Raw genomic sequence first — 21447 nt, forward strand, 5'->3', positions numbered from 1 at the left:
CCACCCGCAGCTTTGTGGCAGCCTGCCACAGTTGCGGGTGGTTTTTTTGTGCCTGTTTTTGAGTCGCAAAACTACCGCCGACGCAATGTGTCGGCAGCCAGGACGTTGCCGCGGATGGTTATGTCGGCGAAAGCCTTTCACACTTTTTGTGCATGGAGGTTGTCGTTGTTATCCGGATATTTCGTACCTTTGCAGATGACCCTTGCCGGTGGTGCTGTTGCGCCGGGGGCGGCTGTTGCCGGCTACCATTGTTTGATGGCATTGGGGCAGCAGTGACCGCAAAGTGTTTATGTGCATGTTTTATACATTATTTATAATAAAATGATATTTGGAAATTATTTTCGTATTGCAGCTTTTCTGCTTTTCACGGCAGTGGCGTGCCCACAGGTGTCGTCGCAGCCACGGCTTTTCGTAGGCCCCAACGAGCCGCTTGGCCGTGGCGTTGGCATCCATCCGGGGCGCGTGGCATGGATTCACAGCCCCGGAGTGGCCTCGTGGGACGGCGAGACAGGGCTGTGGGTGGAAGACCGATGGAACGACCAGGCCAAGGCCGACGCCATGGTGCGCGAGGCCCTGGTGCAGCTCACAGGCGAGAAGTCTGCCAAGAAAGCGTGGCAGGCCCTGTTTTCAAACTTCAACAAAACCCGAGGGCGCGGGGCTCACGGCTACCGCGAGGGCGAGAAGATAGCCATAAAGCTGAACATGAACAACGCCACAGGCCATCGTGACACCATCGAGCTCAACTCGTCGCCCTTTGTCACGCTCGCACTGTTGCGCAGCCTTGTGGGCGACGCCGGCGTCAGGCCGTCGGACATAACGGTGTGCGAGCCGAGCCGGGCCATCACCGACAGCATTTACGACAAGTGCCACAGGGAGTTTCCCGGCGTGGCTTTCGTCGACAACATCGGGGGCGACGGCCGCGTGAAGTGCGAGTATTACAGCGACAGGATAAGGTATTCCGCAGACAACGGGCGGCTGGCCCGGGGATTGGCCAAGTGCATCGTTGACGCCGACTATCTCATCAACAGCGCGCTGCTGAAGACCCACAAGGGCCCGGGCGTGACGCTGACGGCCAAGAACTGGTATGGAGCCACCGACATAAACCTGCAGTGGCGGAAGAACGCTCACAACAATTTCAGTGCCGACAAGAAGCATGGCAAGCCGGGATACAAGACGTTTGTAGACTTCATAGGGCACAAGGACCTGGGCCAGAAGTGCCTGCTCTACATCATTGACGGCACTTACGGCTCGCGCGACGTGAACGGGAAGCCCAACCCGAAGTGGCAGAAACCACCGTTCAACGGCGACTGGTGCTGCTCTATCATAGCCTCGCAAGACCCGCTGGCGTGTGACGCCGTGGGCATGGACATGCTAATCGGTGAGTGGCCGGAGTTCGGCAGCTTCAACTACTGCGACGAATACCTGCGCGAGGCGGCCACCATACCGGCACCGGTGAGCGGCACCAAGTATGACCCGGAGCAAGACGGCAAGCCGCTCGACGGCCCCCTGGGTCTGATGGAGCACTGGAACAACCCCCAGGAGCGCAAGTACACGAAGCTCGACCTGGTGTATAAGAAACTTTGACGCTACTGACATGCAGATAATGATAGGATGCGCCAAGGATATGCGCAGCACATGCCCGACGGAGCTCCCGTTGCGCTCCGAGCCGCTGTTTGCCGACAGGGCTGCCGCCAACGTGATGCAGCTGATGGGGTATACGGAGGAAGAACTGTGTGGAGTGTTGGGATGCAACGCGCAGATAGCGCGCGAAAACCGACTGCGCTACGTTAGGTTTGCCGATGGCGACGGCGGTCTGCAGGCTGTGATGGCATACTCGGGCATTGTCTTCAAGTATCTCGATGCCGGCAGCTTCAGCCCGGCCGACTGCGACTTTGCGCAGCGACACCTGTGGATAACGTCGTTTCTCTACGGGCTGCTGAGGCCCATGGACGTGATAAAGCCATACAGGCTGGAGGGCGGGGTGGTGCTGCCGGCCAACGGGGTGAGCATGTTTGACTATTGGAAACCGGTGCTCACCGATGTGCTCATCGACTCGGTAAAGGCCGACGACGGTGTGTTGGTCGACTTGGCGAGCAGCGAGATGCGCCGCCTTTTCGACTGGCGCAGGGTGGCTCGCGAGCTCACTGTGGTGCGCCCGGAGTTTTTTGTGCAGCGCGAGGGGCGGCTCAAGACGGTGGTGGTGTATGCCAAGATGTGCCGCGGAGCCATGACCCGCTATGCCTTATGCAACCGCCTGGACGGCGCCGAAGGGCTTCGTGGATTTGATTTCGAGGGGTTCGGTTGGCTTGAGTCGGAAAGCACGCCAGGCAGCCCGGTTTTCGCCTTGGCTTAGTCGCGCCCGCCAGGACCGGCGTTTGTAGGACAACAAAGCCGCCGCCCGAGGCTCACCCGCCCACGGTATGCGCTCTTGCATTGCGTGAGGGGTGTGCCCCAGGCGGCGACTTTGTTGCATTTCCGTAGACCGTTCAACCTATGTCGACCACCGTTATGCCGGCTCCGCCAAACTGTACGTGCTCATCCCTGAAGGCGGTGACGTTGGGCACGGTGGCCAGATACTGGCGTATGAGTTGCCTCAATATGCCCGACCCGGTGCCGTGGAGAATCCTTACGCGGCTTATGCCCACAAGTATCGCGTCATCGATGAAGTAGGTCACGGCGTTGAGAGCCTCGTCGCCGCGCATCCCTCTCACGTCGAGGTCTTGCCTGAAGTTGAGCTTACGCTGGTCGATGGCTTCGCGCGTGCTGCGGCTGGCGTTGGCCGCCGGGGGTGACTGGGCGCTGTCTTGCTTTGGCGCATCGGCGTGCTCAAGCCTGTCGGCACGCATCTTGGTGCGCATGTCGCCGAATATCACAGTGGCCATCTTGCCGTCGACTGCCTCGACCTTGCCCACAGACGTGAGCCCTTTTATCCTTACCGTGTCGCCTTTCGATATGGTTGCCGCACCCGCGGCAGCCTTGGCAGCGGCAGCCTTGGCAGCCTCGGCGTCTTTCTTGCGCTGCTCCTCGCCGGCCGCCTTGTCGCGTTTGCGCTTTTCCTTTCGCTCCTTCCGCTCCTGTATCTGGCGTATCTTCTTGGCTATCAGCTCGTCGTTGGCCTTGGTGTCTATGTCGTTCACTTCCTGTTTAAACGCATTCAGCTCTTCGCGTATACGTTTCGTCTCCTCCTTCTCGGCCTGGCTCTCGCGTATTTCGCGTATGGTGTTCTCTATCTTCTTGTTGCTTTCGCGCAGCAACTCCTCGGCCTGCTCCTTTGCCCGGCGCAGTATGTCCTTGCGGCTTTGCTCAAGTTCCTTTATGTCGGCTTCGTAGCGGGCAATGCGTTGCTCAAGTGTCTTCTCGTGCTGGTGTATGGTCTGGCGCTTGCCTTCCCAGTAACGCTTGTCGCGAACGATGTCTTGCAGGTACTTGTCGCTCTGGATGTAGTCGGAGCCAACTATCTCGGAGGCGTCGCGTATCACCTCTTCGGGTATGCCCGTCTTGCGGGCTATCTCTATGGCAAACGAGCTTCCGGGTTGCCCTATGGCCAGTTGGAACAGGGCGCGCATCTCGTGGCGGTCGTAGAGCATGGCCCCGTTGGCCACCCCTTCGTGAGAGTCGGCAAAGTGCTTCAGGTTCTGGTAGTGGGTGGTTATCACTCCGTAGGCTCCTTTTGCGCAGAATTGCTTGAGCACGGCTTCGGCTATCGCCCCGCCGATTTGTGGCTCCGTGCCGCTGCCGAACTCGTCGATGAGCAGCAGCGTGCGCTCGTTGGCCTGGCGCATCATGTGCTTCATGTTGGTTAGGTGGCTCGAATAGGTGCTGAGGTCGTTCTCTATGCTCTGTTCGTCGCCAATGTCTATCATGATGTTTTGGAACAGTCCGACCTTGGAACGGCCGTCGACAGGTATTGGCAGGCCGCATTGCAGCATGTACTGCAACAGGCCTACAGTCTTAAGGCACACCGACTTTCCGCCTGCGTTGGGGCCCGATATGAGCAGTATGCGCTTGTCGTGGGTGAGCATGATGTCGAGTGGAACCACCTGTTTGCCCTGTTTGGCCAGCGATAGCGCCAGCAACGGGTGTATGGCCCTTATCCAGTCGATGTGGGGTTGGCTGCCGGCTTCAGGCTCGATGGCGTTGGTCATGTCGGCCAGTGCGGCCTTGGCGTTGATGAGGTCGATGGCCGCAAGAAACATGTAGGAGTCGATGAGCTCGGGCACATGGGGCCTGACAAGCTTGGCGAAGTCGGTAAGGATGCGTATTATCTCGCGTCTCTCTTCGGCTTCGAGCTCCCTCACCCGGTTGTTGGCCTCCACCACTTCGGCCGGTTCGATGTAGACTGTCTTTCCGGTGGCCGACTCGTCGTGCACAATACCGCGTATCTTACGTTTCAGGCCGGGCGCAACAGGTATGACCAGGCGTCCGTCGCGCATGGTGGCGCTGGCGTCGCGGTCGACGAGGCCCTCGCTCTGGGCTGCCCGCAGGATGCTGTTGAGTGTGCGCGAAATGCTGCCTTCAGTCCTGGCCAGTTCGCGGCGTATCTCGAGAAGCGCCGGCGATGCGCTGTCTTTTATCTTCCCGAACTTGTCGAGAATCTGGTCGATGCGCTGCACTATTTGCGGAAACGTGGCCACACCGTCGGCCAGCCGGTGCAGGGCGGGGTAGGCGTATGCAGGCTCTCCGTCGTCGTCGGTTCCATCGGGGCGGTTGAGGAAACTCACAATGGCGCAGATGGTCTCTAACGACCGGCGCAGGTCGAACAGTTCGTCTTCTTCGATGTGTGTGCCTTCGAGCCGCAAGCGGGCCACGCATTCCCTTACGTCAAAGAAATATTGCAGTGGCATTTGTTCGGCTCCGGCCTGTATTCGCCTGAACTCTTTCACCTGCAGCAGCCACTCGTTTATGGCGGCAGCGTCGTCGGTGGCTTGCATGTTGTCTACCATTTCGCGTCCGAGCTGGCAGAGGCAACGCTGTTTTAGCAGCGTCCTTATTTCGTCGAAGCCTATCTTCGTTTCAAAGTTCTTGGGGTAAATCATGGTGCAAAGGTAGTGCAAACGACAGACACTGCAAAACAAACTTGTCGGTTTTTTGTGTTTGGACTGCTGTTCAAGCCTGCTTCGCACGGGGGTGACGCATGTGGCAGTGGGCTATATATTTGCCGATAAAACGGTTGTTGCTTTCGGCATTGCAGCGTTGCCGTAGGGCTGTGAGCCAGTGGCATTAAGGTTGGACACGGCTTTGATGATAGTTTTATGCTTAAGGACAATCCCTGCGGATTAACGATTTACATCCGCAGGGATTGCATGAGCCGGTGCTGTCAAGCTGTTACTTGACCATTATCTTCTTGGTCGTAGTGCCTATCTTCACGGCGTAGATGCCTGCAGGCAGGCTTACCGCATACTTGCCGGCTACATTGCCGCAGAACACTTGTGAGCCGTCGAGGGTGTAGATGGCTGCCTCGGTCTCGGTGGCGGCGGTGAATATCAGTTCATGGTTGCCGCTCTCTACCGTGACATTGCCGCCGGCCACTCCGCTGACAGAGGTGGCAACGGTGAATTTTACCATCACGTCGGTGGCCCTGATTACAGTGAACTTGTTGTCGGCAATGCTTCTGCCGTTGGCCTTTGCAGCCGACAGCTCATATCCTTCGTCGGGAGTTGCCTGGAGCGTAAGCACGCTGTTCTTCTCTACCTTGTCGCCGCTTCTCACCTCGTTGTTGTCGTTCGTGAACAGCCTTACGGTTCCGTTTTCGGTGTCGAGTATGGTTACGTAAGCCTGGTTGCAGCCGCTTCCGTCGCCGTCGCTGTTCACTCGCCATCCCTTTGCCGTGGCAATGGTTGTCTCAGAATGCTCGGCGTCGTTGTTGTTGGTTGCATTGTCGTCGGCCACCCATAGCGTGTTGCCAGTGCCATAGCTGCTCTGCACCTCTTTCCATTCGTTGAGAGAATAGTAGAAATCGTTGAGGGTGCATGCGTCCCAACCGTTGTCGCTGACATAGATAAGCGACAGTTCTTTCTGGTTTCTCAGGTCGAGGCCTGCCAGTTTGTTGCCGTTCAATAGCAGCGAACGCAGCTTGGGGTTGTTGTTAAGGTCGAGTTTGGTGAGCTGGTTGCCGTTTGCCGACAGTACTTCAATTTGGCTGTTGTTGCTGGTGTTGAGCTCGGTAAGCTGGTTGAGGGCCACGTTTAGCTCTTTCAGCAGCGGCATGCCCGTCACGTCTATTGCCGTGAAGCTGTTTCCTTGCAGGCTCAGTTTCTCCACTTTGTCGCATGCGCCGAGGTGAATTTCCGAAATCATGTTGCCCTTGAGGTCTATGTTTACAAGGTCTTTCTGGTTTGAGAGGTCGATGGACGAGATATAGTTGCCGTAGGCGTTGAGGGTAGTCAGCTTTGGGCAATCGGCCACGTTGAGCTCTTCGAGGTCGCAATAGGAGCAGTCGAGGAACTCCAAGTCGGGCTGGTTGCTCACGTCAAGCGTGCCAATCTCGTTCATGTAGGTCTTTAGGGTGCGCAGGGAGCCATTGTTGCTGACGTCTATTCCTGTGATTCCGTTTTCGTTTCCAACAAACGGATAGCTTGAGAAGTCGGCATAAGTCACGTTGCCGCTGATGGTCACTGTTTCCCCCGAAGTGCCGTCTTCGTTGGCTATCGACGTCGCACTCTTGCCTATTGTATATGCAACGGGTTGCCCGTCGCCCCAGTCTATGGTAATTTGCGTGTCGTCTTCGTCGGCCGCCAGGAAATACTGCTGAGGCTCGCCCCATAGAACTTCGAGTGTGATGGTGGGGGCGGAGGCCCTAACAAACACCGGCTTGACAGTTGCTGCGGCTGACACAACGAAGATGGTGTCTTCTACAAGTGTGCCGTTCACCTCAATTCCGCCGAGCTTGTAGCCGGCAGCCGGGGTTGCTGCTACAGAGATGGGGTAGCCGGGTTTGGCCGTCGTTGTGACAGTATTCCATGTCTGGAAGTCTTCGCCCATTTGCGTAAGGGCCACGCTGCCATTGTCGGCCGTGGCAATCGTGAGCGCTACCGGCGCCATAGAGGCCGTGTTGTCGCCCGTTACGTCGACCATGTAATTGTTGTCTGTGTCTTCTGTTATTAATGCCGTGTTTGATGTTTCGGCTCCGGGTATGCCCTCTATGAACACGTTTGTCCAGCGCGAACCGCCCACATGCGACGGCATTGCGGCAAAGGTGAAGTTCAGAGTCTGTGCGGTCATCCTTGCGTTGTTGCGCAGGTCGAGTCTTTTCAGGCCGTTGTAGCCTATCTCGTCGTGCATGTCGAGGAACTCTATTTTGGTGTTCTTGGCGCTCACGTTGGCAAGGTAAATCTTGCCTGTCAGGTCAAGGCGGGCTATGTCAGTGCTGTCTATGGTGATGTTTCTCAGCATTTTTATTTTGCTAACGTCGAGTTTCTTTATTGCCGTGTTGCTCACATTGACGTTTTGCAGGGCGGTGTTGTTCTCAAGCGACAGCTTTGTGAGCCGTGTGTGGTCAACCGACAGAGAGCGCAGCCGTGGGTTTTTGACGAGGTTCAGGCTTTCCACCATAGTGTAAGACATGTGCAACTCTTCGAGTTCGGGGCATCCCGATACATCTATTTCGGCTATGCCGGTGTTCCCGCTGAGGTCAAGGTTGTTGAGCTTCGGGTTGTAGTCGCCTATGGTTATGTCCATCATGTCGCCGTTCTGTATGCTCAGGTAGTTTAGCTTTGGCATGCTCTTCTCGTAGAAATGCACAATGTCGCAGTTGTCCATGTGTATTGAGCTGAGCACATTATTGTCGGCAAAGACCACCGTAGACAGGGTGGGGTTGTTGTTTATGGAAAAGCTCTCAAGCTGTTCGAAGGCCATCAGGTTGAGCATGCTTATCTGGTTGTCGCTCAGGTCGAGGTGCGTCAGGCTGTCAAGGCCTCCGAGGTCGGTGCCCTCATAGGTGAGTTCGTTTTTTGAGGCGTTCAGTCTTTTCAGTGTTTTCTGGCCGTAGAAAGCCATCGAATTGGCTGCGTCTTCGTTGACCTCAAGGCTTTTCAGCGCCCCGTAGATGCGCACTGTGTCGCCGAGGAGCTTGCCCTGGATGTTTGCGTTGGCGCCCCAATAGGTTTTAGTGCCTTTTTTCACTTGGTTGCCATCGCCGAAGTCTACCAGCAACGTGTCTCCTACGCATGGCTCGGCACTGAAAGTGAACGACTCTCCGTACTGCATGTTTGTGCCAATCTTGACCCAACTGTCTTGCGCCATGGTGCCGACTGCGGGAAGCAAAAGGCTTAGTAATGATAAAATCTTTTTATATAAAAATATTAAAATGGTAATGAATAGTCTTGAAAATTGCGATAAAGATACTAAAAAACAATATAAAACAAGTGGTTTTAATATAATTTATGACGATGAATGCTGTGTTTGCCGTTTGCCAAAAACATGGGTTTGATGGCTTGATTTGTTAATCTTGCAGAATGGCTGGGCACTGCCCAACCTCAGCGGTCTCTCAATCGTGATTTAAGAAGCGGCGATATTTGTCTTTTTGTTTGGGCAAATTAAAAAACATAACGAAAAATTTGGCCGTTTCAAAAAAATGCCGTACCTTTGCACTCGCTTTCAGAGGAAAGTGTTAAAGGTGACAATTGGAGAGATGGTAGAGTGGTCGATTACAGTAGTCTTGAAAACTACCGTACCGAGAGGTACCGGGGGTTCGAATCCCTCTCTCTCCGCAACAAACGCTGAAAATCAGCAGATTGCAAAACAAACACCCAGTTTTACACCCAAGAATGTAAAGTCGGGTGTTTTTGTTTTATTTAAGATAATACAACCACTACATAATAAAAGAGTAGCGATATTAAAAGAATCCGATGAGAAAAGACTAATATTTATCTATCCATTCAGTTTGATTTTTCAGGACTTTACATCGTCCTGAAAGTATTTGTTATTGTATTCCAACGTCAGGAGTGGATTATAATACAAGTTTTTTGTGTGGATAGAATTTCGTTTTGCTTAATGTACGAAAGTACTTATCTATAAACGCATGAAATATTAGCACAATGAATCATTGGAAATCAACTTTGGCAGTGATAGGAATAGGCCAACTCATATCTATTTTAACAAGTACGATTGTTGGCTTCTCCATTATTTTTTGGATTAGCAACGAATTTAAATCCCCGACAGCTTTATCTCTGGCTATTTTAGCTGGATTTTTACCACAATTTGTATTAGGCTTGTTTGCCGGGGTCTATGTTGACAGATGGAATCGAAAGAAAACGATGTTTTATTCGGACTTGTTCATCGCGTTCTGTACCCTATGTCTTTTTATTGTGATAACCAAGGGTTATAAAGACCTTTCTTTTTTTTATCTATTGACTGCTTGTCGTTCAATAGGCAGTACGTTTCATGCACCTGCTTTACAGGCAAGCATCCCTCTACTGGTTCCCAAGCACCATCTTGTCAGGGTATCAGGTTTGTACCATTCCATTCAATCCTTCAGTGAGGTGATAGCTCCCGTTGTAGGGGCAAGCCTCGTTGTTTGGCTTCCCATACAGTATATTCTGCTCATAGATGTGATCGGAGCTGTTGCTGCTTGTCTGACCTTACTTTGTGTCCAGATTCCTTCTCTTCAAAAAACGAAAGTTCTTCCAGATTTCAAAAAAGAACTGACGGAATGTTGGCATACCTTGCGGCGTACAATGGGCATTTTGCCTTTATTCGTATGCTTTACGCTGGTGACTTTTGTCCTTATGCCTGTTTTTACGTTATTTCCTTTTATGACGCTTCTGCATTTCAACGGAAACATTTTGCAAATGGGAGTTGTGGAAATGGGTTGGGGCTCAGGGGCATTGTTGGGCGGTTTAGTACTTGCCTGTAAGGCTTTGAAAAGCAAGCAAACATTAGTGATGCATACGGCTTATGTGATATTGGGATTGTATCTGATTAGCGCCAGTTATTTACCATCAAGCGCATTTATAGGTTTTGTTTGCCTAACATTTACAGGAGGCATAGCCTATTCCATTTACCATGCGCTTTTCATCGCTATTATTCAGCAGAACTTGGCTTCGGACATGCTTGGACGGACTTTTTCTCTCATCTTTAGTTTGAGTACCTTTCCATCAATGCTGGGTATCGTAGCTTCAGGATATTGGGTGGAAGCATGGGGTATCACATCCGTCTTTATGATCAGCGGATGGGTTATCTTTCTGATTGGAGTGGGTGCAAATTTTATTTCTTCAATCAAGCAGTTGGATAATTACGCATAGTATTATTTATTAAAGAATTATTATATGACAAAGAAAGAACACACTACGATTACAGAGTTATTTCAAGTTTTGGACTTGTTGGAAAGCCTGGACATGCAGTTTTGGTTGGATGGAGGCTGGGGAGTGGATGTCTTGTACGGACAGCAAACCCGCTTGCATAGAGATATTGACATTGATTTTGATGCCAATTATACAGACCAACTCCTTGATCTTTTGCAGGAGAGAGGATATCAAATTGAAACAAATTGGTTGCCCACCCGTGTGGAACTGTATAGCAAAGAATTAGGCTATATTGATATCCATCCTTTTGTCTTGAATGCGGACGGCACTTCCAAACAAGCCGACTTGGATGGAGGCTGGTATGAATTTCAACCGGACTATTTTGGAACAGCAGTCTTTGAAGGCAGAAGCATCCCTTGCATTTCTGCAAAAGGGCAACAAGTATTCCATTCGGGCTACGATTTAAGAGAGAAGGATATTCACGATTTATCTATAATTAAACAATGTATAACAACAATGAGCCTAACAATTAGATAAGAACAAGAAAATGACAGAAAAACAAATTGTCTGGTATATCTTACTTACAGAAGTAAAGATAGACAGTGACACCCAGTCTGTCACATCCCTGAGTGTAGCTCCATTGGCAGTCTTGCCGGAATTCCAGCGTAAGGGAATTGGGGGGGGATGTTGATTCAGTAAGCCCATCAGAGGGCAGCACTTTTGGGTTACGGCACAGCAGTCGTATTGGGGCATAAAGAGTATTATCCTCGATTTGGCTATCGCAAGGCTATCGATTTAGGAATTGAATTTCCTTTCGAAGTCTCTCATGAATATTGCATGGTGGCTGAATTAATACCTGGAGCTACTGAGAATGTGAAAGGTATGGTTTGTTATCCAACTGACTTTAAATAGTTTAACAAGTAAAATTCATTATATAACTCGGACTGGGTATTTCAATTTCCCAGTCCGTATTCTGATAGTACTTATTCAATTGGAAGATTGTGTTGCTTCAAGAATGAAAGTTTATCCCAATACCCTCTTTGAAAGACGATTTTGTTATCTTTTACATGAAAAAATCCGCATCCACGAAGTCCAAGAGAGTCTTTCCATTCCATGATAGCCCATTCGCCATCTTCAAAAATATTTTCCACCATACAAACCATTTTAGCAGTGGCAAATTCATTCACAAACATTTTGTAGATTGATTCTTTACCTATTATTGGTTCGTTTGCGACTTGATGATTTACTGCATTAGTAGCATACAGCTCTGCTATATGATAAGCATCTGCTTTGTTAAAGCAATCTATCCATTTTTCCAAAACTTCTTTAGGCTTCATTTTTTATAAATTCTTAGGATTTTGATTCTGTAATAAAAACAATCTGTTTGGATGCATAGATACTTGATTTTATTAATAATAGGCTATTCTATATTCTAAATCCTCTGGATTTTTGCTCTCTCTGCACCGAGTTACGTAGATTCTGCTGTAACTTTTCCCATTGTTCCTTAAACCATTGTACTATGGGTTGTCGGTTTATGGTCAGCATAAGCTTACCACTATCCATCGGATGTTTCTCAACCCTAAAAATATCATTCTTGATGTCAAATTTCCACCTGTGTTCTTCGGAATAAATTTTGCCACTACATTGTATGGATTCTTTCTTTGTCAAGAGGTTTTCTATCATGTCTTTGGTAAACCCGATAACAGCGCATAATTTTTCCATTCTCAACATCTCTTTGAACATGGGAAACCATTTGTGGGCTTTTTCAAGCAAGGTGCTCAATCGTGATATTTCCTTGTCTTTGGCTTCAAGTTCTTGATTATGTATTCTTTGAAGATTACGAATTTGTCTGCTATGCTGTTCCTGTATTTGTTGTATCTGAATTTTTAATTCATCAGTAGCTTTGTCCCGTTTGGTAATTTCCTGATGTAGCTGCTCGATGTGATGTTCCAGTTCTTTCAGCTTACCGCTTCCGAAAAGAGAACCTACACCGCTTGCTATGGCGGTAGCAGCATTGGTGGCTGTTTTCTTTAGTTTGTCCGTGCGTATCTCTGCTTTTACCTGTTTGAGTTCCTGTTCGGCAAGGCTTACTTGTTGTTCCTTGTGTCGCTTGGTTTCCTCTATACGTTGCAGTTCGGCTTTCTGCTTCTCAATGATGAAATCATTTCGTTCCAGATGCTCTTTACCTGTGACAGCTTTTGCCTGTCCACGTTCCATCAGGAGAATATCGGAAGCAAGGGTCTGCATGATTGCCATATCCTCGTCATTGAGCTTTCGGCTCTTTCCAGTTTCATGGTTCATCCAGTCGAATACGACATGAGCATGATAATTTGGTTTGAACCATCTGTTACCGACTTGGAAGCTCTCCTTGTCTTCTGCTTCCGGCTGACCGTTCAGCCAATGCCCTTCGTCTTTATGCAGGAAAATCTGTAGCGGAGTGATGCCCCAGCGTCTTTGGCACTCTTCACCGAATTTGCGTACATCAGCCAGTGTGGTGTCCGGTCTGATAAGCAATACTCCTTCACGGATGGGTGAGCATCCCGCCACCTTGATAATCTTTCCATTCTTTCCCTTGCGTTCCCTTTCCTTTTCCTGCATGGCACGTCCGGTCTTTTCCTTGACCATTTGCTTGATATTGTCATAATGAGTTCGCAGTTCGGGAGTGCCGAAGTCGGGATTTATCCACTGCTCGTTATTGGAAGTCAGTTCGGGCACAATGTAGATTCTGGACTCGCCGATATTGCGCATATACTCGGCAGTTCTCCGGTTATGAGCCCCGCTTGATGTAACTCTGCAGGGCTTGATATGTATGCTTGACTTTGTTGCCATATTCTTAAATTTTGATTCGGATTGTTGATAAAATATTCTGTTGTCCGCTCATAGCCGCACAGGGTTCTTAGGGGTGTAACCCATAAGCGGAGATTGCAAAGAGAGGGTCACTCTTTGCTCGGGGTTCTCAGGGGAGAAACGCCCTGAGTGGGTTATTAGGGCAAAGCCCTAATCCCCTCGGGAGAGCCCACAACTACGTAAGCGAAGCGTGTAGTTATAGTGGGCTATAACCGGAAGCCTTTCGGTTTCTTGGATAGCGTATCATTCCTCTTTTTGACAGATTGCGCTTGCTCTTTCCTATCGGCTATTCGTTTCTGTAAATATTCGTTCAGATCTTTACATCCACTGTAGATTTGCGAGGCGTCACGTATATACCGGGTAGCATCATACTCCTTTCGGATTTGCTGTATTGCTTCCATTCCTGCACGGTCATTGTCAAAGAAACAGTGGATGCGCTCATAGCTTCCTAACGGATAGAGTGCCTTGGGAACATTGGCTACGGAATTAAGAACTATGTAATCCTGTCTGTCGAAGTCGGGTGATTGCGGACAGCTTTCCAGCCTTAAGGTAAGAAAGGAAAGGTAATCCATAAATCCCTCAAAAACGTAACATGTACTCCTTGGCTTTCCTGACTGTCTGATATGGGATATTTCTTTTGGTGCGATACATCCCTTGAAATATCGGTTGCGGATTTCATATCCGCCCGATATGTTCGGAAAAGCAATGGCAAAATACCGTTTGCCGTTGTGGGTGAAACGGGCTTCCTTACATTCTCTTTTCGCCAGTGCCGTGTTTATCCCTCTTTCCTGTAGGTAGGCAAGCAGGGAAGGAGAAGCCAGCAGCACAATGTCCAATTGCTGAAAACTCGGTTCGGAAAATGATTGCTTGCCAAAAGAGAAAGACACGGGATGTATGTGTGGTGTCTGTTCCTCGATTTTCTGTAGAAGATAAGGCACATAGTCGGAACAGTAAAGTTCCTGTGCCAGTGCAATGATATTTCCACCTTTACCAATTGCAAAATCATACCATTGGTTGCGCTCGGTATTTACTTTGAACGAGGGCTCTGTCTCTTCCCGTAACGGGGATTTATACCACAGGTTGATACCCTGCTGTTTGACGGGTGAATATCCCAAACTGTGCAGAAAATCCGCTATTTTGATTTGTTTTGCTGTCTGTATGTCCATAAAATGATTGCTTTAATAATGGTTGAATTGGTTTATTTTTCTTTTCGCCCGTACCTTTTTATGAAGTACGGTCTGTATAATCACTTCACTTTATTTTCGTATATATAGGATACGGTAATAAAGTGAAGCGGTTTTACATTCTCTGCAACCGCTTCGCTTTATCCTTAATATATAGACCTGCCGAATAAAGTGAAGTGATTACAAGTTAGACGGTCTAATAGTGAAAGTCCGGCTTGAACGTGTATTTCCTGCCGTTCTCCTGTACTATCATCCGTTTGTTCCGGAGCATGGTGATAAGTGATACCGCCTTTTGATGGTTCAGTTTTACACCTACCGACATATATGCCTTGATTAAGGCGGTTTCCAAATCCTTATAGCCGTATTCCTCTTTCAGCCCGAAAGCCGCTTCCAGTGCTATACGGTGCTGCTGTTCGGTAATATGTCTGTAAGGGTCGAACTTTTCCTCTTCCGGTCTTCCGGGTTTCTTCGCTTCGGGTCTGTACCCCTCTATGAGTTCAGGCAATGCATTGTCGTTGATACGGAAAGCGAAAGGCTCGAAATCCATTGCACGGATGTGCATGGCTGAAACATTGCTTATATCCCCGTTGCTTTTGTCCTTTTCCACTAGAAGCACGGTTTCCGCCTTGTTGTTCAGTTCCGTACCGATATGCCCCCTTGCGTTTTCATCGCCTTTGTTCTGGTGGAGTATCGTATGGATGTGTATCTGCCTGTCATCCGTCCACTGCATCAGTTTGGAAATAATGCGTGTCGATTCTCCGGGACTGTTGATGTCATATACCATATCACGGATGCCGTCTATGATTACAAGCCCTATGTCCGGTGTATTATAGATAGCCTGTTCGACAATCCTGATACGCTGTTCGGGCGTGTATTTCCTCAAAGCGAGAAACTCCAGATGTTCATTATCCCTGTCATCAGGAAGACCAGCAAGCCGTAAAATACGTTTCATGACTTTCAGACAGTGATAATGGCTTTGTTCTGTGTCCACATAAAGAATCTTCCTTTTTTCTTCCGGTAGTTCCGCAACATACCGCAGTACCGTACCGTTTTTCAATGCGGCGGCTACGATAGCCGATACATTGAAAGTCTTTTTACTCTTGGCTTTGCCGATGGATGCACTGAAATTGCCCAGTGTACCAATGACCGAACCTTGCACTTTTAGAATCTCAGGTGCTTTTTCGTAGATTTTCGACAGGCTCAGGCGTGAGGCTTGCCAAAGGATTATTGCCTGTTCTGCCGAAATCTCCTTTATTTCTTTCATATAGTCCATAAGCATACCTCCCATTATTTCCGTCCTCCTGTTTTCTTCCCGGCAAGCTCAAGAGCCAATTCCGCATCTACGATAATCTTGCGCCCTATCTGGGTAATCGCCTTGTCTATCTTACCGCTTTTCTTTATGCGGTTGGCAGTGGGCAGACTGCACCCGAACAGTTTGGCTATACCGAGTATTCCGTACACATACTTCTTTTCCGTGTCTGTAACTGGTTGCGGCAATGCTTCGGCCTGACCTGAAGCGTGCTTACTCAGGAATATGAATTCTTCGCCTGTCATTTGCCAGACGGGTTTTGATAATAATTCTTGGATATTTGTCATCGTCCAATCTATTTAGTCGTTAAACAATCAGCCCTGCGCACTGGCTGTTATTTCTGTTCTCGAACGATGCAAAATTAGGTAGGGTTATGAGTGGTAAGGATGGGGACGGTACAAACTGAATATCATTGTATCTTATTGAATATCAGAAAACAAAAATACCACTCAAAAATTATTTTGAGTGGTAAAAGTGGAACTTTCGTAAAGTATCAGGATATATCACGGATTATCTGAATATATGTTCCATTTCCTTGGCGAAATTTTGGTTGTTGTCACTGGGGAAATCTGAAACAGGCTCCTTGTACTTGGATTTGTAGTAGCTGTCGTCAATATCCAGCAGTTTCAGTATTCTGTCTTTCCATTTGTCCCTGTCCTGTTTGGAGAGTTTCTCGCTCATCAGGAATATCAGATAGCATACACGTATTTTCTCTCTCGGTTTTATTTTCAGCTTACAGTTGCAGGGGTGAAGATTCATATTGGCATAGAAATCTGGTGCGGAAATTTCTTCGAACTGCTCTCCTTCGCACACCTCATGAATGAGCGAAAGTAATTTCATGCTGAAATATTCCTGTTGTTCTTCTGTCGTTTCCTGCTGACTGATTGGCTCGCTTGATTTATTCTCTTGCTTTCCGTCAGGAATGTATTTCTTCAATATATCCAGAAAAAGGCAGCTTTGACGGTATATGTCCGCACAACAGTTCTTCATATATTGGAATGCCTCTGTTCTTGTAGCCTTTTGCTGGTCATAGAGTTTGTTCAGTTTGGCTTTTTCCCTGTCATATTCAGCCTTGCAGCGTTCATATTCTTTCTCTGCCTGTTTTTCCTCTTCGGCTGTATGCTCCCTGTAACCAATGGAATCATACCTGTTGTTGGCTTCATTCAGCGGCTTGCTCAGACTTCTTGTAACATCCAGCTGGGCTTCAATTTCCTGAGAATACCTTTCCATGTGCTGATAGCAAGCACGTTCTATGGCTCTGTCACTTAACGGGCGTATCTCATAAGCCTGTATGCTCTTTTCTATTTCAGTTTTCAGGCTGTTGAGTATCAAGGTGTATTGCTCTTTTTGCTTGTCAAGCACCAGTTCAAGGATAGCGGCTTCAAAAGATTTCATGTCATTATACTCCTGATAGAAATCCGATATGAATTTCTGCCTGTCAAAAGAAAAAGCGTAATTATCTATATAGTCTCTGTATATTCTGTTGAGTTCTCCATATTGGGGAATCATCGTCTGTATCTTTCCTGCCATATACTTTATATTATGGGTTCTTGTCCTTGTCAAGGAATAAGGTCAGTTCTTCTTCCATTTCTTCTATACTCGGTAGGGCAGATTTCAGATTTTCGGGTACTGCCTTGCTCAGTTGGTAATCGCTGATGCCTATCGGCTGGTCATATCCAGCCAAGGCATATTGTGCCACGACCTCATCCTTACCCCTGCACAGCAAAAGACCGATGGTCTTGTTATCATTTTCTCCCCTCAGTTTATCATCTACAACATTGATATAGAAATTTAACTGCCCTGCATATTCCGGTTTGAATGGCGTTGCTTTCAATTCCACGACGACATAGGCGTGGAGCTTGATATTATATAGGATCAGGTCGGCGAAAAAGTCACTGTCCCCAATCTGGAAATGTTTCTGTCTGGCAACGAAAGCAAAGCCGTTACCCATTTCCAGCAAGTAACGGGTTACATGCTTTACCAGCTGTTCTTCTATATCCCTTTCGTCAGCCTTTTCCTTTGCTCCTGCCAAGTCAAAGATATACGGGTCTTTTAACAGATAATTGGCAAGATCGCTTTGAGGTGCCGGAAGTGTGGCAGTGAAGTTGTTTACCTTGTTACTCTTGATTTGTCTGTCATACAGATTACTTTCAATCTGCATTTTCAGCACATTACTGCTCCAACCCATTTCTACAGATTGTTTCATATACCAATACCTTACACCTAATGGTAGCGGATTATTGAGTATGACCATATGGCTTGCCCAATTTATTCTTGCAATCGGTGACGCCAAGAATAAATCTTCTATATCCTCTATTTTTATTTTATAGATGGTTGCTACTGTTTTTTCTACATTCTGAAATTGCGCAGGAACCTCCTGCGTAATTTCTAAAGATTGATTATCAGCTGATTGTATTTGCGCAGTAAGCTCCTGCGTAAATTGCCCGCTGTTGAGTTTAAGGACTTCATTAGTAATGTTTTGAATATTAGGGACTGATAGTATTGAATCTGTTTCAATAAAACTACGAAGTACATTTAACGGATATAAACGGGCAAACTGGCACATATAAGTAAGATTACGCTCCGAATATCCCTTCTTTTCAGGATAATTGAATCTGATTGCCTGTGCCAACTTCTTGATAATTTTACCACCCCAGCCATGCAGGTTTTGGTGGTACAGTATATAATTGCCCATTTTCCAGTAATGGAACAACATCTGGGCATTGGCTGCGGTAATGAGCCGGACTTGTGCCTGTTCTATTTCCGCACCGACAGCATGGACAAAGGCATCAAAATGACCTTTCTTTATATTATGTTCGTTGTTATTTTCCATATTACTAACTATTGCTTAACAAAGATAACTCTAATAATGGATAATCTGTGAAACAGACTGATACTTTTATAGTTGGTTAAACTTGTTCATTGCATTAGCCTTAATATCATCGGCTATGTCAATGTAGGGCTTCATGGCTTTATAATCACTGTGTCCTGTCCATTTCATTACAACCTGTGCCGGAATACCTAGAGCCAGCGCATTACAGATGAATGTTCTTCTTCCTGCATGAGTACTGAGCAATGCGTATTTCGGGGTAACTTCATCTATGCGCTCATTCCCTTTATAGTAGGTTTCACGTATAGGTTCGTTAATTTCTGCCAGTTCTCCCAGTTCTTTCAGATAATCATTCATTTTCTGATTGCTGATAACAGGCAATACCATGTGGTTTTCAAAATGGATGTCCTTGTATTTTTCAAGTATGGCTTTACTGTACTTGTTCAGTTCAATACTCAGACTATCTGCCGTTTTAACGGTGGTGACTTCTATATGGTCGGACTTGACATCACTTCTCTTTAGGTTGCGAACATCTGAATAACGCAGACTGGTAAAGCAACAGAACAGGAAAACATCCCGGACACGTTCCAGATACTGTTTGTCTTTGGGTATCTGATAGTCTTTAAGTCTGTTCAGTTCTTCCCATGTCAGGAAGATTACCTTCTTGGGGGTGGTTTTCAATTTCGGTTTGAACGTATCGTATGCTATATTCTGGTGATAGTCTTTCTTGAAGCTCCACCGCAGGAACCATTTGAGGAATCCCATTTGTTTACCGATGGTACTGTTCCTCATATCCTTTTTGTCGCGCAGGAAATTGACATATTCGTTCAGTCCGAATTCATTGAAATATTCAAAGGTTAAATCTTCCTTGAACTCCTTGAGGTGATTTTTAACGGCTGCAAACTTTTCGTATGTGGATTCAGTCCAGTTATTCTGGTTGCCGCATTCTTTTACAAATTCATCGAATACCTCCCAAAAACTTATCTTTACGTCTTCCTGGTCTTCACTTGTATCTTTCATCCGCAGGTTGAATGCGTCCTTTAGCTGTTGGGTAGTGGGCATGGCTTCCTGTACCTCAAATTCCTTGAACACGTTTTGAATTTCGGTATAGTATTTCAGCAGATCGGCATTGATTTCAGATGCACTTTGCTTTAGTTTGTTGGTACACCCGTTCTTCACTCGCTGCTTGTCAGCATCCCACTTGGCTACATCAATGCGGTAACCCGTTGTAAACTCAATACGCTGACTTGCGTATATGACACGCATACGGATAGGCACGTTCTCCACGATTGGCACACCGTTCTTCTTCCGGCTTTCCAATGCAAAAATGATGTTTCGTTTGATATTCATAATTGGGTGTGTTTGAAATTCTACACCCAAATATACACCCAATATTTGGAATAGCAAAAGATATTCAGAAAGATTTAGATTTACTATGTACTCCAAATAGTGCTTGATTATTAATGATTTGCAATTTTATGATATTTCTTGAATATGTAGGTTCGAGAGCCTCTCTCTCCGCCAAGGCTCCGAACGGAGACATTCAAATAAGGGGTCGAAAAGCTTATAAAGCACCGTAAATCAAGTGATTACGGTGCTTTTTTCATGTATATACGCCAAATCTTGACGGTATAAATGCATCGGTTGGCAGTCACATTTCGGTCATTTCCTGCTACATTTCCTGCTACAGGAAGACCAACCGCCAAAAAAATGTAGCAGAGACGTACTTTTGAAGCCCATATTGACGCCTTGTAAGTCGCTTAATATCAGATATTTATGTTTAACTTTGTGGCCAAAGTGCTACACAAATAACGTGTTATTATGAGACTTATTTTTAAGGTATCGTATTATATACGCACAAATTACGTAAACAAGGAAGGTAAATCACCGTTGATGATACGGATTTATCTTAATGGAAAAATGCTTACTGTCGGGTCTGCAGGAATCAACGTTGACAAGACAAAATGGTCAAACGAAACAAATCGCCTTAAAGGACGTACTTCCGAGGTCTTGAACACCAATGCCCAAATTGACAACATTTCATCAGATTTGCGGAATATCTTCCTAAAGCACCAGTTTGACAAGGATCTTACCCTTGATAAAATAAAGAGCATTTATCTTGGCAAGAACAAGGAATGTACAACTTTCCTCGATTTCTACGGCAAGTACCTTGAGGACATCAAGGCTCAAATTGGTAAAGGAAAAACGCTGGCCACATATCACAAATATTCTGCGGCTGGAAAACACTTTGAGAATTTCTTGAAACTGAAATATGGTCGCAAGGATATAATGCCGTCTGAATTGACCCATGTAATCATTCATGACTTTGATATTTACCTGCGCACAGTGGTCAGTCTTAAGCCCAATAGTGCAACCAAGACATTGAAGTTTTTTAAGACCGTAGTCATATTTGCACAAAAGTGCGGCGTATTGACGCACGATCCATTCGCCCAGCATCGTTTCCATCTCGAATCCGTTGACAGGGGTTTCCTCACAGACGATGAAATTACAAGAATCATGGAAAAAGAGTTTTCCACTCCACGTTTGGAATCCGTCCGTGATATATTCATATTTTCGTGTTTCTGTGGGCTTGCATACATAGATGTGGCAAATCTGACCCAAGACAACATTGTAACTCTTGACGGGAAGAAATGGATAATGACAAGGAGGCAGAAAACCCATGTCGAAAGCAATATTTTATTGCTGGACATTCCTTTAATGATTATCAACAAGTACAAAGGCAAAACAAATGACGGGAAATTACTGCCCATTCTTTCTAATCAGAAGATGAATGCGTATTTGAAAGAAATCGCGGATTTATGTGGAATAAGAAAACGGTTGACCTATCACCTCGCAAGACACACGTTCGCCACAATGATGCTCAGCAAAGGGGTGCCCGTAGAATCGGTATCAAAGATGTTAGGTCATGCAAATATAAAAACAACACAAATTTATGCCCGTGCGCCCAGATTGGTCGCTTGATAAATACTTCTGTAGCAAGAAGTTAGGATTGGGTTCAATATAATCCTATCGTCA

The 21447-nt window shown here is 47.1% G+C and carries 15 protein-coding genes and 1 tRNA gene; 6 read left to right on the forward strand and 10 right to left on the reverse strand.

From position 1 onward, the window contains the following. Positions 1-321: 321 nt before the first annotated feature. Positions 322-1584, forward strand: a complete 1263-nt coding sequence (locus H6B30_RS05285) for a DUF362 domain-containing protein (protein WP_205108630.1) — start codon at positions 322-324, stop codon at positions 1582-1584. A 10-nt stretch (positions 1585-1594) separates the two neighbouring features. After that, positions 1595-2353 (forward strand): YaaA family protein, encoded by a 759-nt coding sequence (locus H6B30_RS05290; RefSeq protein ID WP_205108632.1) that lies wholly within the window; start codon positions 1595-1597, stop codon positions 2351-2353. A 133-nt stretch (positions 2354-2486) separates the two neighbouring features. Here H6B30_RS05290 and H6B30_RS05295 read toward each other — a convergent pair whose 3' ends face one another. Both H6B30_RS05295 and H6B30_RS05300 read right to left on the reverse strand, forming a co-directional pair. Beyond that, the gene (locus tag H6B30_RS05295; protein ID WP_205108634.1) at positions 2487-5036 is read right to left on the reverse strand and encodes an endonuclease MutS2; all 2550 of its coding nucleotides are present in this window, start codon (positions 5034-5036) and stop codon (positions 2487-2489) included. 289 nt (positions 5037-5325) lie between these two features. Next, on the reverse strand, positions 5326-8262 hold the full coding sequence (locus H6B30_RS05300) for a leucine-rich repeat domain-containing protein (RefSeq protein WP_205108636.1): 2937 nt from the start codon (positions 8260-8262) through the stop codon (positions 5326-5328). 361 nt (positions 8263-8623) lie between these two features. On the opposite strand from H6B30_RS05300, the gene H6B30_RS05305 reads away from it, so the two are divergent. The 3 genes from H6B30_RS05305 to lnu(AN2) all read left to right on the forward strand — a co-directional run bounded on the left by H6B30_RS05305 (position 8624) and on the right by lnu(AN2) (position 10778). Continuing rightward, positions 8624-8708 (forward strand) — tRNA-Ser (locus H6B30_RS05305). Between the two features lie 327 nt (positions 8709-9035). Continuing rightward, positions 9036-10241, forward strand: coding sequence for a macrolide efflux MFS transporter Mef(En2) (mef(En2), locus tag H6B30_RS05310; RefSeq protein WP_005786079.1), 1206 nt, complete (start codon positions 9036-9038; stop codon positions 10239-10241). 24 nt (positions 10242-10265) lie between these two features. Beyond that, positions 10266-10778 carry a lincosamide nucleotidyltransferase Lnu(AN2) gene (gene lnu(AN2), locus H6B30_RS05315; protein WP_004308783.1) on the forward strand — a complete coding sequence of 171 codons (513 nt, stop codon included), beginning with the start codon at positions 10266-10268 and terminating at the stop codon, positions 10776-10778. Positions 10779-11224: 446 nt separating this feature from the next. On the opposite strand, the gene H6B30_RS05320 is transcribed toward lnu(AN2), so the two are convergent. The 8 genes from H6B30_RS05320 to H6B30_RS05355 all read right to left on the reverse strand — a co-directional run bounded on the left by H6B30_RS05320 (position 11225) and on the right by H6B30_RS05355 (position 19761). Then, a complete protein-coding gene (locus tag H6B30_RS05320; protein ID WP_004308780.1) occupies positions 11225-11578 on the reverse strand; it encodes a nuclear transport factor 2 family protein in 354 nt (117 codons plus the stop codon). Positions 11579-11666: 88 nt separating this feature from the next. Then, positions 11667-13070: a hypothetical protein gene (locus tag H6B30_RS05325; protein ID WP_032562661.1), complete on the reverse strand. Its 1404-nt coding sequence runs from the start codon at positions 13068-13070 to the stop codon at positions 11667-11669. A 224-nt stretch (positions 13071-13294) separates the two neighbouring features. Then, positions 13295-14254, reverse strand: a complete 960-nt coding sequence (locus H6B30_RS05330; protein ID WP_032562663.1) for a DUF8464 domain-containing protein — start codon at positions 14252-14254, stop codon at positions 13295-13297. A gap of 214 nt (positions 14255-14468) precedes the next feature. After that, on the reverse strand, positions 14469-15545 hold the full coding sequence (locus tag H6B30_RS05335; protein ID WP_032562674.1) for an AAA family ATPase: 1077 nt from the start codon (positions 15543-15545) through the stop codon (positions 14469-14471). Positions 15546-15559: 14 nt separating this feature from the next. Then, a complete protein-coding gene (locus H6B30_RS05340) occupies positions 15560-15868 on the reverse strand; it encodes a DUF3853 family protein (RefSeq protein ID WP_007842330.1) in 309 nt (102 codons plus the stop codon). A 223-nt stretch (positions 15869-16091) separates the two neighbouring features. Continuing rightward, positions 16092-17111 (reverse strand): hypothetical protein, encoded by a 1020-nt coding sequence (locus H6B30_RS05345; protein WP_118047879.1) that lies wholly within the window; start codon positions 17109-17111, stop codon positions 16092-16094. A 10-nt stretch (positions 17112-17121) separates the two neighbouring features. Beyond that, a complete protein-coding gene (locus H6B30_RS05350) occupies positions 17122-18414 on the reverse strand; it encodes a PDDEXK nuclease domain-containing protein (RefSeq protein ID WP_205108638.1) in 1293 nt (430 codons plus the stop codon). A gap of 66 nt (positions 18415-18480) precedes the next feature. Continuing rightward, a complete protein-coding gene (locus H6B30_RS05355; protein WP_005795594.1) occupies positions 18481-19761 on the reverse strand; it encodes a site-specific integrase in 1281 nt (426 codons plus the stop codon). A gap of 471 nt (positions 19762-20232) precedes the next feature. Between H6B30_RS05355 and H6B30_RS05360 the strand changes: the two genes are divergently transcribed. Next, positions 20233-21393, forward strand: a complete 1161-nt coding sequence (locus H6B30_RS05360; RefSeq protein ID WP_205108640.1) for a site-specific integrase — start codon at positions 20233-20235, stop codon at positions 21391-21393. The last annotated feature ends 54 nt before the right edge of the window (positions 21394-21447 follow it).

The organism is Marseilla massiliensis (assembly GCF_016899955.1).
Taxonomy (GTDB): domain Bacteria; phylum Bacteroidota; class Bacteroidia; order Bacteroidales; family Bacteroidaceae; genus Prevotella; species Prevotella intestinigallinarum.